This window comes from Endozoicomonas acroporae, from assembly GCF_002864045.1.
Taxonomy (GTDB): domain Bacteria; phylum Pseudomonadota; class Gammaproteobacteria; order Pseudomonadales; family Endozoicomonadaceae; genus Endozoicomonas; species Endozoicomonas acroporae.
In genome coordinates this window covers 51,526-64,302 of record NZ_PJPV01000136.1, presented here as the reverse complement: position 1 = coordinate 64,302, position 12,777 = coordinate 51,526, and the positions used below count along the sequence as shown (strand labels likewise).

Below are 12,777 nucleotides of genomic sequence, written 5' to 3'. Positions count from 1 at the left end.
ATAAACAGCATGCCTCGCAAGGTACTTGGCGGTCTAACCCCGCTTGAGGTCTACACTGGGAGGTCTGTTGCACTTATTGCTTGACTCCAGCTGCTGATTTCATGGCACTGGTGATGGCTTCAAGTATGGCATTGAGCGCCAGGGAAGCCTTGTCTTTGCTGATATCCGCTTCATCAGCGATGACATTGACCAGATCGGGCTTACGCATAGGGAATACACTCCGTTTTGTTTTTTCTTGTTTCTTCCCTTGAATCAAGGGTTTTTCGCTTCCTGAGCAAGCACAGCAGCAGCTCTTGACTTCAGGTTTATGGGTCACAGACAAAAACAGACTAAAACACCGCTGCCCTCAGGGCAATAGTCTGGACCAATTGTTTGCGGGATTTTTGTCAGAAATCCGGTTTTTTCGATCAATCAACTCACTTCCATCATCTCAAAATCAGATTTGCTGGCTCCGCAATCCGGGCAGAGCCAGTCCTCCGGAACATCCTCCCAAGCCGTTCCGGCAGGTATGCCATCGTCAGGCCAACCGACAGACTCATCATAGACAAAACCACAGACAATACACTGCCACTTTTTCATCATTCTCTCCGGTTCATACATGCCAACTGTTGCTTATTTATGGCATGTTTTGTGCTGTTGAAATCACCCCAAATGCTCAACAGGTCAATCCGTAAACAAAGATTCACCAAGAAGAATAAATATACGTTATCAGAGATCATCATGCCCGCAAGTCACGAGCCGGAATCCAGCCGTTCACACCGTCTGGACAGCAAAGGCACTGTTTTTGACAACCGCAGCGGTGAAGAGCGCTGCTACCGTATTCGCTGTGCAGGAATCACCAAAGTGTATCCGGGTGTTGTTGCCAATGATCAGGTAAGCCTGGCCATCCGGCCTGGCGAAATCCATGCGCTGCTGGGCGAAAATGGTGCAGGCAAAAGTACCTTGATGAAAATCCTCTATGGCGTGACGCAACCAGACAGCGGACATATCTGGTTTGATGGCCAGCAGCACACCCTGAAATCGCCAGCCCATGCAAGACGCCTTGGCATAGGCATGGTATTCCAGCACTTCTCATTGTTTGAGACCTTAACCGTGGTGGAAAACATTGCACTCTCTTTTTACGGGAAGGCGATGGATAAAAGAGCAGCAGGCCAGCTGAAGGATCTGGCCCGACGCATTGAGGAAATCTCCAGCCATTACGGTATGCCCATTGACCCTCATCGTCATGTGCACAGTTTATCCACCGGAGAGCGCCAGCGGGTTGAGATCATTCGCTGCCTGGTACAAGACATTAGCCTGTTGATTCTGGATGAGCCTACCTCGGTGCTGACACCACAGGAAGTCAGCAGTTTGTTTGTCACCTTGAAAAAGCTGGCCGCTGAAGGCTGCAGTCTGCTGTTTATCAGCCATAAGCTTCAGGAAGTTAAAGCCCTGTGTGATAGCGCCACAGTGCTGAGACACGGAAAGATTGCCGGAACCTGTGATCCGAAAACCACCAGCACTGAGGATATGGCCAGTATGATGGTGGGCAGCCAGACGACACTGGGTCAGCGCTACAGTTTTTCCACCAATAAGAATGACGATAAACGCCTCAACGTCACAGGGCTGACAGAAGCGGCACTGGGTGACTTTGGCACCCCATTGCACAACATCCATTTTTCGGTAAAACCCGGGGAAATTCTTGGCATCGCCGGTGTAGCAGGCAATGGCCAGAAAGAATTAATTCAACTGCTCAGTGGGGAGAGACTGGCTGCCTCAGCGGACTTTATCACGCTGGATAATCAGGCCATTGGCCAGTTAACCCCCGGTAAACGACGACGCCTGGGCATGGCCGTAGTGCCGGAAGAGCGCCTGGGTCGGGGAGCAGTGCCCGATATGTCGCTGTCCGAAAATGGCTTGCTCACCGGCTTTTTACAAAACCTGGTGTCCGGCGGGTTTTTAAGACAGCGACGAATTCACGGATTTGCCAACAACGTTATCAGCCGCTTTCGGGTAAAAGCCCACGGCAACTCAGCGGATGCCAAAAGCCTGTCCGGCGGTAATTTGCAGAAGTTCATTATTGGCCGTGAAATTTTACAGAATCCCAAACTGCTGATCTGTGCCAGCCCGACCTGGGGCGTTGATGTTGGTGCCGCCAACCTTATCCATCAGTCCCTGATTGATCTCAGAGACAAGGGCACGGCCATCGTCGTGCTTTCTGAAGATCTGGATGAGCTGTTCCAGATTTCGGACCGAATGGGTGCACTCTGCCACGGCAAACTGTCAACCGTGAAACCGGTCAGGGAAACCTCCATTAACGAAGTGGGTCAGTGGATGGCCGGTGTGTTTGGTCATCCGGAAAAATCAGCCTCAGCACCGATGGCAATGGAACCTGACAGACAGGCAAAGGAGTATACCCCCTGATGAAGATTGCCATTGAAAGACGGCCGCAAGACTCCAGCCTGATGAAATATCTGTCCCCCGTTCTGGCGGTGTTGCTCACCCTGATGGCCGGGAGTGTGATTTTTGCCTTGCAGGGACAGGACCCGTGGACCGGGTTATATACCTTTTTCATTCTGCCCATCAGCGATAGCTATGGCCTGTCCGAGCTGGGTGTCAAAGCCGCCCCCATACTGCTCTGTGCCATGGGTCTGGCGGTGTGTTTTCGAGCCAATATCTGGAACATTGGCGCAGAAGGACAGTTACTGATGGGGGCTCTGATGGGCAGCTGGGCCGCCCTGAGCTGGATGGATTCGGAAGGCGTCTGGGTGCTCCCCGCGGTACTGATAACCGGCGCTGTGGCCGGTTTACTCTGGGCATTAATCCCTGCGGTGCTGAGGAATCATTTCAATACCAATGAAATCCTCACCACCATCATGTTGAACTATATTGCCCTGAATCTGCTGCTCAATGCCGTGCACGGCCCCCTGAAAGATCCCCATGGTTTTAACTTCCCGGAATCTGCACTGTTTACCGATGCGGTCACGCTGCCACTGTTGCTGGAAGGAACCCGCCTGCATATTGGTCTGGCCTTCGGACTGCTGGCCGGGGTCTGCATCTGGGTCTTGATGACCAGGACCTTCCTGGGCTTTCAGCTGAAGGTCATTGGTCTGGATGCCAGTGCCGGGCACTTTGCCGGTTTCCGTGAGCGCCGTCTGGTGTATTTCAGCCTGTTGCTGTGCGGTGCTTTGGCCGGGCTTTCCGGTATCTCGGAAGTCAGTGGCCCGATTGGTCAGCTGGTGCCATCGGTCTCCCCCGGCTACGGTTATGCGGCCATTATTGTTGCCTTTCTTGGTCGCCTGCACCCTATTGGTATTTTACTGGCCAGCCTGCTGATGGCGCTGGTTTATATGGGGGGCGAGATGGGTCAGATTGACCTTGGCCTGCCGCTGGCCATGGGCAGTCTGTTTCAGGGGATGTTGCTGTTCTTTCTGCTGGCCTGTGATTTTCTGATCAGTTACCGCTTGAAAATCTCTACTCATCAACCCCCGGCTCAGGGACATCATGTAGGAGTCAACGGCTAATGGATATGGACCTGATCACTAACATTCTGTTTGCCATGGTTCGAACCGGTACGCCACTGCTGCTGGTTGCCCTGGGGGAACTGGTGTGTGAAAAGAGTGGCGTGCTTAACCTGGGGCAGGAGGGCATGATGCTGATGGGCGCGGTGATCGGCTTTATTGCCGCACTCACCACAGGCAGCCTGATCTTCGGGGTGATAATGAGTCTGCTGGCTGGCATGGCCATGGCCATGTTGTTTGGCCTGCTGGCGATCCAGTTGCGGGCCAATCAGGTGGCCACCGGCCTGGCCCTGACCATTTTTGGTGCAGGCCTGAGTGCTTATGTGGGCACTGACTACATCGGTCAGGCTTTGGCAGGCTTCCAGCCTATGTTGATCCCGCTGGTATCGGATATACCGATTCTGGGTAAAGCCCTGTTCAGTCAGGACATTCTGGTTTACTGCTCTCTGGGTATCGCGTTGGCTATCTGGCTGTTTTTCCGCTTCAGCCGTCCCGGCCTGATGGTGAAAGCCCATACTCAGCCACGGCTGTAGGCTTACCGGTAATACGGACCCGGTGGCTGGCGTTACTGTTTGGTGGTGCCATGGCGGGCCTCGGGGGTGCTTATCTGTCACTGGCCTATACGCCGCTGTGGGCAGAAGGCATGACCGCAGGGCGTGGCTGGATTGCCCTGGCCCTGGTGGTATTTGCCAGCTGGAAGGTAGAACGGGTATTACTGGGGGCCTGGCTGTTTGGTTTGGCAAGCATTATGCATCTGGTACTGCAGGGGATGGGTGCCTCTATTTCATCCAATCTGCTGGCGACCCTGCCTTATCTGGCGACCATTGTGGTGCTGGTATTGCTATCAAGCAACCAGTCCAGAAGCCGGTTGCTGGCACCAATGTCCCTTGGCAAACCCTACCACCCGGCGGGGTAATCTTTAAAACGGTTCCAACCCGGCCTGACAGGGAACTCAGGCCATTAATCTAACGATAAAACAGACCTGTAAGGAGTGGATCATCCCATGAAATCCCTGATTAAAAAGGCCCTCGTCTGTGTGGCAACCGCCGGATTGATGACCCTGTCGACACTCTCGTCGGCGGTTGAAAAGCCGCTGAAAGTGGGCTTTGTCTATGTCGGCCCGGTGGGTGATGCCGGCTGGACCTATGGTCATGATGAAGGCCGACTGGAGATGGTTGAGAAGCTGGGCAAGAATATCGAAACCACTTATGTCGAGAGTGTCTCTGAAGGTGCCGATGCCGAGCGGGTCATCCGTAAGCTGGCACAGCAGGGACACGACCTGATCTTTACCACCTCGTTTGGCTACATGAACCCAACACTGAAAGTGGCCAAGCAATTTCCCAACGTTAAGTTCCAGCACGCCACGGGTTACAAGCGTGGCAAGAATGTTGGCACCTACTCTGCCCGCTTTTATGAAGGCCGTTACCTGACGGGCGTGATTGCCGGACACATGACCAAGAACAATGTGATTGGCTATGTGGGTTCATTCCCGATTCCTGAAGTGGTTCAGGGGATCAATGCCTTTACCCTCGGCCTGCGCAGTGTCAACCCGGATGCCACCGTGAAAGTGGTCTCGATCAACAGCTGGTACGACCCAGCCAAAGAGCGTGAAGCGGCTGAGTCACTGATTGCCCAAGGTGCCGACATCATCAACCAGCACACCGACTCACCCGCTCCGGTGCAGGCCGCCCAGGACAAAGGGGTATATGCCTTTGGCTATGACACGGACATGACACGCTTTGGTCCCGATGCCCACCTGACCGGCAGCATGGTTCACTGGGGGGGCTTCTACACTGACACGGCCAAAGCAGTACTGGATAAGCAGTGGAAGGCAGAAGATGTATGGGGCGGCTTCTCCGCAGGCATGGTTGAAATGGCCCCTTATAACAAAGCCATTCCTGAAACCGTGGTTGCCCAGGTCGAAGCCTTCAAGACACAGATTGCCGATGGCACCTTTACCATTTTTGAAGGCCCCATCAAGGCACAGGATGGTTCCATTAAAGTTTCAGAGGGTACAAAGCTGAACGATGGTGATATTCTGTCCATGAACTGGTATGTGGAGGGCGTTGAAGGCTCTTTGCCTAACTGATCCCCACTTGATTGACAGATCCTGGAGTCATCGGCTCCAGGCAGGATGTACTGCCGATGCTCTTTGCTGACATGAACTGGCAACCCGCCCGGGATGCCAAAGCGATACCCAGCGCACTGCGTGAGATGATACTGGATCAACATTCGTTGACCCGACGGCTGAAACAAGCACACAACAACGATTTTTTTGTCCGGGTCATTTCCCATGATTGGCAGGAGCCGGATGCATCAGAGAAAGCCTTTCTTCATTGCGATGATCAGCGTGCCAGTATAAGAGAAGTCCTGCTGTTTGGCTCAGGCCAACCGGTGGTTTTTGCCCGCAGTGTGTTACCAGAGTCCAGTCTGTCCGGTGAGAATAGAGTACTTCTGGAACTGGGAGACCGGCCATTAGGTGAGTACATTTTCAGTCAGCCCGGCCTGCGCCGTGGACCGATTGAAGTCACCGATATAAAAGCCAGTGAATTTAACGTATACCTTGATGTGAAATTTACAGCAGAAATCGCCTGGGCCAGACGATCTCTGTTTTTGTTGCGGGATAAGCCTATTTCTGTTTGTGAGGTTTTTTTGCCTGAGCGTGAGAGCAGAGGGGCTGTCTGAGAATAGCGCCTGGTTACCTCCCAGTAGCATGAGAAGCGGCATTGCAGTATGCCAGTAAATTTTTTACTGGCAATGCCCTAATAACCATTGCTATCGAGATGGGGCTTTACCTTGAAGTTTATGTGAATAAAGGTTTCTGGATAAAGGAAAGCCTCAAGATACGTTGTTTAGATTCAGGATTTACATAGAGTCCCATTCCGGGCACTCCATTAAAGGAATAGGTGCATAAGTCGGGTTTTTTAAATTGTTCATATCAGAAAATTCTACAGTCACTTTATTCGGAGAATAACCTGGCGAGCAGGCGGCCATTATAGGAACCTTCAACCACTTGTTGACGTTGGTTGTAGTCAGGATTTACATAAACAACTCCATGACCTAAACAACCAATATCATCTCCATCTTTGCATTCATCACGAGAACCTATACAGAGAACGGATTTTTCAGAAAGTTCTAGTTCTCCTGTTAAACACAATTCTGTTACAACTTTTTTGATTGCTTCACGACCATCGCTACAGCTAAGAATTTTATTAGTAAGGGCATCGTTAACAATACTTTGAGGATCAACTCCCCACTTAAATAGTTGACTCATCACTTCTACATGCCCGTTCATAGCCGCTAAATTAACTGGTTTTTGTCCAGTACCATCTGTGGTATCAAATGTCTGGTTTAATTGTTCCGGATTGGCGTATAGCTTCTTGACAAGATCCAATTTACCAAGGCTGCACGCAAGAGCAAAAGGAGTGATGTCAGGGTAAGTTGTACCTTCAAAGGAAAACGAGCATCGATACCCGGAAAGTTCAGTGGCACCGCATTCGGATATTAACCTTGTAGCGTTGGAAGTATCAGTGTCGGTAATCGCCATTAACAGCGTTTTTATAACACTGTCCTGTTTGGCGCGGTCTGCCGAGGAAGTGTCAGACTCACTTTTCATCCATTTACACAGTGTCGATTCATAGCCTGGATCGTTATTGAACGGACTCTTCAGTAATTCGGAGGCATTCCTGCCAGTGATTGAGGCAGTGTCATCTGGATTGATAACCTTGCAGGATACGCCAGTAATGGGAGTAGTGGGAAATGTTGGGGCATAACTTTGTATTGCGATTTGTGGCGGAATGTTGGTGGTTGCAACACTGGAATCCGCAAAACGTGGATCACCTTTATTATGTTTGTTTGAATCTGCACCAGAAGGTGTATCATATTTCAGTGGCTGAGGGTCAGTAATTGTTACCTGCATTTTAAAATCTCCATCAATGGTTATTTTTATCGAATACCAATGCCCGGCAGAGTCGATCATGAGCATTTGTAATGTGATGAAGAAGGTGTCTAAACAAAACTTGTTGATAATCCCGTAAATAATATTTTGACTGGGATATACAAATTTCGGAAAAGAACTTTCTCAGAAACCATCACAACTGTACACTCAGACAGTAATTATCAGCCAAAGTTCCTTCTTGAGTTGAAAAAACGCAATGCCTCAGATAAAACCGGGAAGTATAGGCTCTGCTTTGTCAACAGCCCCCTGTCCAGCGGTAACTTGGTCCAATTGCTTCTCAAGACCATCCCAAAATCTTATTCGTGCTGAAATAGCCTCTTTCGCCTTGGCAACGGCCGACGCTTCTGCGTTTTTGTCCCCATTAATACACTGTTTCAGCAGGTTCTCTGCTGCCGGGCCATGCTCATTCCCATCAAGGTCAATATGTCTCTCAAGGTAGTAGGTCATGGCAGGAACGGACGCCGGGGGGATTTCCCAATGATTCAACAGGGAAGAAAACATCTGCGGAATGGCATCTTCACGGCCGAAAAGAAAATAACTGGCCACTTCCGGTAACGAACCATACTGGGCTATCTTCAGCGTATCCGAAACAAATGCCTGAATGTATTCCGGTACCTCAGCAACCACCAGGGCCTGCTGCCAGGGAACCCCTGTCTTGATGCTATAAATTACCTGTTCGATTTTGCTGGTATCCGCGGATACTTCATTCATGGCAGCGAGATACATTTCCAGATGACTCATGGGCGTGCCATGAAGATCCTTATCCGTCTCTTCATAGAGAATAATTTCATTAATGAAGCGGGCAGACGGGGCATCCGTAACTGGCACCCAGGGTAGCGGCATGGAAGTAAACTCAAGCTGCAATCTTTTTGCCAGCGACATAAAATCCCATACAGCAAAGACATGAGCTTCCATAAAGGCCGACAACGTCTCCACACTGTTAATTTTCTGGTAGATGGAGTGCTGGAAAAGTTGTTCTTGAAGAGGGCGTAAGTCTTCTGTAAACATGATAGTCTCCCGCAATAAGCAATTTGCTCTGGCAGGCCGACAAGACTACATAGATAGTGGACACATGGCAGCCTGTGATCATTTTTTTATCGGCAAAACATGTGTCGGCTGGAAGGCCCTGACTATATTTCCAAAACACAGAACTCCAAGGGCGCAGATGAAATTTATACAATCGATAACAGGCGCTGATAAATGTGCAGAGCTGCTGGATCAGCACGTACCACGCTGGAAAGACTTTATTCAACTGGCTCGCCTTGATCGCCCCATTGGCATTTATCTACTGCTATGGCCAACACTCTGGGCGCTCTGGCTGGCGGCCGAAGGCATCCCCTCTGTTGGTAATCTGGTGGTTTTCATGCTTGGGGTGGTGCTGACCCGCAGCGCTGGCTGTGTTGTTAATGACTATGCTGACCGACATTTTGATGGTCATGTAAAACGCACCCGGCAACGTCCGTTGGTGACCGGAAAGATAACCCCGAAAGAAGCCCTGATATACGCCGCCAGCCTGTTTTTTGTGGCCTTTCTGCTGGTATTGACCACCAATGCCCTGACCATCTATCTCTCCTTTGCCGCCCTGCTACTCGCCTCAGCCTACCCTTTTGCCAAACGACACACTTATCTGCCGCAAGTGGTATTGGGTGCCGCATTTGGCTGGTCCATCCCCATGGCATTTGCCGCCGAGGCCGACACACTGACCACTCAGACATGGCTGTTGTTTACCGCCAATCTCCTCTGGACTGTCGCCTACGATACCCAGTATGCCATGGTGGACAGAGACGATGATCTGCAGATCGGCATTAAGTCCACCGCCATTTTATTTGGCGAAATGGATAATCTGATTATTGCCTGTTTTCAGACGTTTACCCTGATAGCCCTGGTGATGCTGGGGTTACAGCTGGAATTAGCCTGGCCATTCTATGTCAGCCTTGTTGCCGCCGCCGCAGGTTTTACCCACCAGCAATGGTTAACCCGCAACCGTGAAAGGGATCCTTGTTTCAAAGCCTTTCTTTCTAATCATTGGGTTGGTGCCGCCATATTTCTCGGTCTGGCCTGTTCTCTGTGATGACCGACTGAAACACCTGAATTTGAAGGTTGAGCCGAAAGTGCTCAACCTTCACCTCCCCTTTATCACTTCAACGACGGGAAAACAGTAACTCATGGGTTGGACAACCAGCAAAAAGTCCATCAAATTTTCCTCAACGTCATTTTTCTGTAACATTCCCTCGCTGTAATACCTGTCATAAAGATAAACGGTTACCAAAGCAATTTTCTCTCATTCAACCCCGGGGTATTCTCATGTCTGGCAAAACAATTCTAATTGTGGATGATGAAGCACCCATCAGGGAAATGGTCGCTATGGCGCTGGAAATGGCTGGTTATCAGTGCCTGGAAGCAGCTGATGCAAAACAGGCGCACTCACTGGTGGTGGATAACCGACCCGATTTGATCCTTCTGGACTGGATGCTACCGGACATCTCGGGTATCGAACTGGCAAGACGACTTAAGCGTGACCAGCTGACAGCAGAAATTCCGATCATTATGTTGACCGCCAAAGGGGAAGAAGACCATAAAATCCAGGGGCTGGAAACCGGTGCGGATGATTACATCACCAAGCCTTTCTCCCCCCGCGAGCTCGCTGCCCGACTTAAGGCCGTACTGCGCAGAACTCATGGAATGGACGAACAGTCGGCTATCGTCGTCAAAGGACTGGAACTGGACCCTGTCAGCCACCGGGTCAGTATTGATGGCAACCCTGCCGAAATGGGGCCAACGGAATACCGGCTGCTGCAGTTCTTCCTGACTCATCAGGAGCGAGCCTATTCACGTGGGCAGTTGCTTGACCAGGTCTGGGGTGGCAATGTGTATGTTGAAGAGAGAACGGTGGATGTCCATATTCGCCGCCTGAGAAAAGCGCTGGGCAGTGGCTATGAGAATTACATTCAAACCGTCAGAGGTACTGGCTACCGTTTTTCCACTAAAGCGTAGAATGCTGGAATTCAATGAAAATGGCTTCAGTGACGTTTTCCTCATCACCGCCTGATGACATAAGAATGATGGTCAGGATCAATCACCATAAGCTCAACAAACTGCGGAACTGCCTGTGACCACCTCTGTCCGATCCTGGTTTACCGGTCGAATAGTGTCAATGCTTGCCATCGGGCTACTTGTCGGCTGGCTGGCTGACCGGATTTTTCTGGGGCTTTTTCTTGCCACATTATTCTACCTTCTCTGGAGCCACCAGCAACTGCACCGATTGCTGATATGGCTTGATAAGGCGGCCCATAAAGAGCTGGATCCCCCGGAAAGCACAGGCGTATGGGGTGAGATCTTTGATGGTATTTATAGAATTCAGCGCAAACACAACCGCTCAAAACAGCGACTTGCCAGCGTGATAGAACGCATACAGGAATCAACGGCAGCATTAAACGACGGAATCGTCATGGCCGACCAGAATGGTTCCCTTGAGTGGTGGAACCGTGCCGCCGGAGAGTTACTGGGCCTGCAAATGCCTGATGACCAGGGACAGCTCCTGACAAACCTGGTCAGAAATCCAAAATTTGCCCGCTATATGGACAATAGCCACGACAAAGAGCCCATTAAGATCGATTCACCGGTTCACGAGAGTCGGCAGCTTCAAATAGCCATTACCGTTTATGGGCAGGGTAATCGACTTCTGTTGGTCAGGGATGTCAGCCGGTTGCATCAGCTTGAAATCATGAGAACCGATTTTGTTGCCAATGTTTCCCATGAATTGAGAACGCCTCTAACCGTGATTTCCGGTTATCTGGAGACCATGAGTGATGGTATGGCAATGAATCCGGATACACCACCCATCTTTAATCGTGCTCTTGGCCAAATGCAGGAGCAGGCATCCAGAATGCAGCGACTGATTGAGGATCTTTTGTTACTTTCACGGCTTGAAGCAACGGAACCGGAAAGAATAAGTCAGTCAGTGACGCTTAAGTCTCTGCTTGCCGGTATCGTTAACGACGCCAAAGCATTGAGCGGTGAAAATCAGCACCAGTTGCAACTTGAATGCGACGATGATGCCTTATTAACGGGTGATGCCGTGGAGCTGCGCAGTGCCTTTTCTAACCTGGTTTATAACGCTATTCGCTATACCCCGTCTGGAGGAAAGGTGCAGGTGAAGTGGTGGCAGGATCAGGAAGGTGGACACCTGATGGTTCAGGACAATGGTGTTGGCATTGACCCCGTTCATATTCCAAGACTGACTGAGCGTTTTTACCGGGTGGATAAGAGCCGCAGTCATGCGACAGGGGGGACCGGTCTTGGACTGGCGATTGTAAAACATGTGTTATTAAGGCATGAAGGTCGTATCAGTATCAGTAGCCATCCGGGAAAAGGCAGTCGTTTTATATGTCACTTTCCCCTGTCGAGAATCAAGCAAGCCAACGTCGTCAACGTATAGCATGCCGGTTGAACACGATCTTTCCGGTAAATGGTGATATTAACGCCGTATTAGCCAAAACAAACTCATGAAAATAAAAAAAGGGTCTGCAAGACCCTTTTTTTATTCGGAGCAAATAAAACTTACTCTTCGATCTGTTCCAGAGCACAGTCCAGACGCTTTTTGCCAGTACGCTCCAGGTACGCCTGGAAATCACGTGGCAGACGGCCAGTAGTGGCACCTTCCCACTTAATGCGCTCACCCGCTTCGTTCTCGTATTCAAAAGTGTACTTTTGAATATTTCTGCGACGCTTCTGTACTGTCTCTTCCGGTTCCAGATTACCCAGGCCCAGATCATTCATGGAAACACCACGGTCAGCCATAATCTGCTTGATGGCTTCAATGCTTTCCTGCTTCTTCTTACGCTTTTCTTCGTCTTTGGCACGCGCTTCCTGCTTCTCAGTCAGCACATCGTTCAGACGGGAAATGATACGTTCCAGATCTTCCGCATGTACATCTTTAAACAGTGAGCGAATACGGGTTTTGCTGCTGAGGCGATGCAGAACTTCTTCAAAAATATTCATTTACTCTACGACTCCTTGGTCTTGATAGAACTTCCTACTTAGGAATAAAGATGTTCAATTCGATGAACTTTATACAGCAAGATTTTTTTAGATGGAAGTACCATTATATAAATTTTAAAAATAATGTGAATCACTGATAGTAAAAACTGTCAGGTTATTAATCCGAAATCAGGCAGGTTGTTTTTTTGATCAAAAGGAATAAGTTGTATAACTCCGATATGGATCATGTTGAATGGGAACCACAAAGGACACAAAGAGCACCAAGGAAAAGAAAAGCTCTTCTTCGTGCTCTTTGTGTCCTTTTTGGTTCAAAAATTA

12 protein-coding genes and 1 pseudogene are annotated in these 12,777 nt (G+C 50.0%); 8 read left to right on the top strand and 5 right to left on the bottom strand.

What is annotated here, in order from left to right; all coding sequences use genetic code 11:
• Window positions 1–73 precede the first annotated feature (73 nt).
• Window positions 74–208 carry an HU family DNA-binding protein gene (locus tag CX664_RS19110; protein ID WP_101748272.1) on the bottom strand — a complete coding sequence of 45 codons (135 nt, stop codon included), beginning with the start codon at window positions 206–208 and terminating at the stop codon, window positions 74–76.
• Between the two features lie 203 nt (window positions 209–411).
• A complete protein-coding gene (locus CX664_RS19105; RefSeq protein ID WP_101748276.1) occupies window positions 412–579 on the bottom strand; it encodes a rubredoxin in 168 nt (55 codons plus the stop codon).
• 141 nt (window positions 580–720) lie between these two features.
• Here CX664_RS19105 and CX664_RS19100 point away from each other — a divergent pair, with 141 nt between their 5' ends.
• The 5 genes and pseudogenes from CX664_RS19100 (at window position 721) to CX664_RS19080 (ending at window position 6,185) form a co-directional block, all read left to right on the top strand.
• The gene (locus tag CX664_RS19100; protein WP_244910694.1) at window positions 721–2,403 is read left to right on the top strand and encodes an ABC transporter ATP-binding protein; all 1,683 of its coding nucleotides are present in this window, start codon (window positions 721–723) and stop codon (window positions 2,401–2,403) included.
• Entirely contained in the window at window positions 2,403–3,503 is a 1,101-nt protein-coding gene (locus tag CX664_RS19095; RefSeq protein ID WP_101748271.1) for an ABC transporter permease, read from the top strand. Before CX664_RS19100 ends, CX664_RS19095 begins: the two co-directional genes overlap by 1 nt.
• A pseudogene (locus CX664_RS19090) lies at window positions 3,503–4,416 on the top strand (ABC transporter permease). The gene CX664_RS19095 and the pseudogene CX664_RS19090 overlap by 1 nt, the downstream one beginning before the upstream one ends.
• Before the next feature lie 87 nt (window positions 4,417–4,503).
• Window positions 4,504–5,589, top strand: a complete 1,086-nt coding sequence (locus CX664_RS19085; RefSeq protein WP_101748270.1) for a BMP family ABC transporter substrate-binding protein — start codon at window positions 4,504–4,506, stop codon at window positions 5,587–5,589.
• Between the two features lie 56 nt (window positions 5,590–5,645).
• Window positions 5,646–6,185: a chorismate--pyruvate lyase family protein gene (locus CX664_RS19080; RefSeq protein ID WP_101748269.1), complete on the top strand. Its 540-nt coding sequence runs from the start codon at window positions 5,646–5,648 to the stop codon at window positions 6,183–6,185.
• 274 nt (window positions 6,186–6,459) lie between these two features.
• Here CX664_RS19080 and CX664_RS19075 read toward each other — a convergent pair whose 3' ends face one another.
• Entirely contained in the window at window positions 6,460–7,479 is a 1,020-nt protein-coding gene (locus CX664_RS19075) for an ankyrin repeat domain-containing protein (protein WP_146000155.1), read from the bottom strand.
• 180 nt (window positions 7,480–7,659) lie between these two features.
• On the bottom strand, window positions 7,660–8,466 hold the full coding sequence (locus CX664_RS19070) for a DUF3050 domain-containing protein (RefSeq protein WP_101748267.1): 807 nt from the start codon (window positions 8,464–8,466) through the stop codon (window positions 7,660–7,662).
• A gap of 157 nt (window positions 8,467–8,623) precedes the next feature.
• On the opposite strand from CX664_RS19070, the gene ubiA reads away from it, so the two are divergent.
• From ubiA to phoR, 3 genes are all read left to right on the top strand, one after another.
• Entirely contained in the window at window positions 8,624–9,529 is a 906-nt protein-coding gene (ubiA, locus tag CX664_RS19065) for a 4-hydroxybenzoate octaprenyltransferase (RefSeq protein WP_180966556.1), read from the top strand.
• Window positions 9,530–9,762: 233 nt separating this feature from the next.
• Window positions 9,763–10,452, top strand: a complete 690-nt coding sequence (gene phoB / locus CX664_RS19060; protein WP_101748266.1) for a phosphate regulon transcriptional regulator PhoB — start codon at window positions 9,763–9,765, stop codon at window positions 10,450–10,452.
• Window positions 10,453–10,567: 115 nt separating this feature from the next.
• Window positions 10,568–11,896, top strand: coding sequence for a phosphate regulon sensor histidine kinase PhoR (phoR, locus tag CX664_RS19055; protein WP_244910693.1), 1,329 nt, complete (start codon window positions 10,568–10,570; stop codon window positions 11,894–11,896).
• A 122-nt stretch (window positions 11,897–12,018) separates the two neighbouring features.
• On the opposite strand, the gene CX664_RS19050 is transcribed toward phoR, so the two are convergent.
• Complete coding sequence (locus tag CX664_RS19050) at window positions 12,019–12,459, bottom strand: H-NS family histone-like protein (protein WP_101748265.1); 441 nt, start codon at window positions 12,457–12,459, stop codon at window positions 12,019–12,021.
• Window positions 12,460–12,777: the final 318 nt, after the last annotated feature.

Excerpts from the sequence above, each read along its gene's own strand:
- CX664_RS19110 (WP_101748272.1), bottom strand. The coding sequence starts at position 208 with ATGCGTAAGCCCGATCTGGTCAATGTCATCGCTGATGAAGCGGATATC.
- CX664_RS19105 (WP_101748276.1), bottom strand. The coding sequence starts at position 579 with ATGAAAAAGTGGCAGTGTATTGTCTGTGGTTTTGTCTATGATGAGTCT.
- CX664_RS19100 (WP_244910694.1), top strand. The coding sequence starts at position 721 with ATGCCCGCAAGTCACGAGCCGGAATCCAGCCGTTCACACCGTCTGGAC.
- CX664_RS19095 (WP_101748271.1), top strand. The coding sequence starts at position 2,403 with ATGAAGATTGCCATTGAAAGACGGCCGCAAGACTCCAGCCTGATGAAA.
- CX664_RS19085 (WP_101748270.1), top strand. The coding sequence starts at position 4,504 with ATGAAATCCCTGATTAAAAAGGCCCTCGTCTGTGTGGCAACCGCCGGA.
- CX664_RS19080 (WP_101748269.1), top strand. The coding sequence starts at position 5,646 with ATGCTCTTTGCTGACATGAACTGGCAACCCGCCCGGGATGCCAAAGCG.
- CX664_RS19075 (WP_146000155.1), bottom strand. The coding sequence starts at position 7,479 with ATGATCGACTCTGCCGGGCATTGGTATTCGATAAAAATAACCATTGAT.
- CX664_RS19070 (WP_101748267.1), bottom strand. The coding sequence starts at position 8,466 with ATGTTTACAGAAGACTTACGCCCTCTTCAAGAACAACTTTTCCAGCAC.
- ubiA (WP_180966556.1), top strand. The coding sequence starts at position 8,624 with ATGAAATTTATACAATCGATAACAGGCGCTGATAAATGTGCAGAGCTG.
- phoB (WP_101748266.1), top strand. The coding sequence starts at position 9,763 with ATGTCTGGCAAAACAATTCTAATTGTGGATGATGAAGCACCCATCAGG.
- CX664_RS19050 (WP_101748265.1), bottom strand. The coding sequence starts at position 12,459 with ATGAATATTTTTGAAGAAGTTCTGCATCGCCTCAGCAGCAAAACCCGT.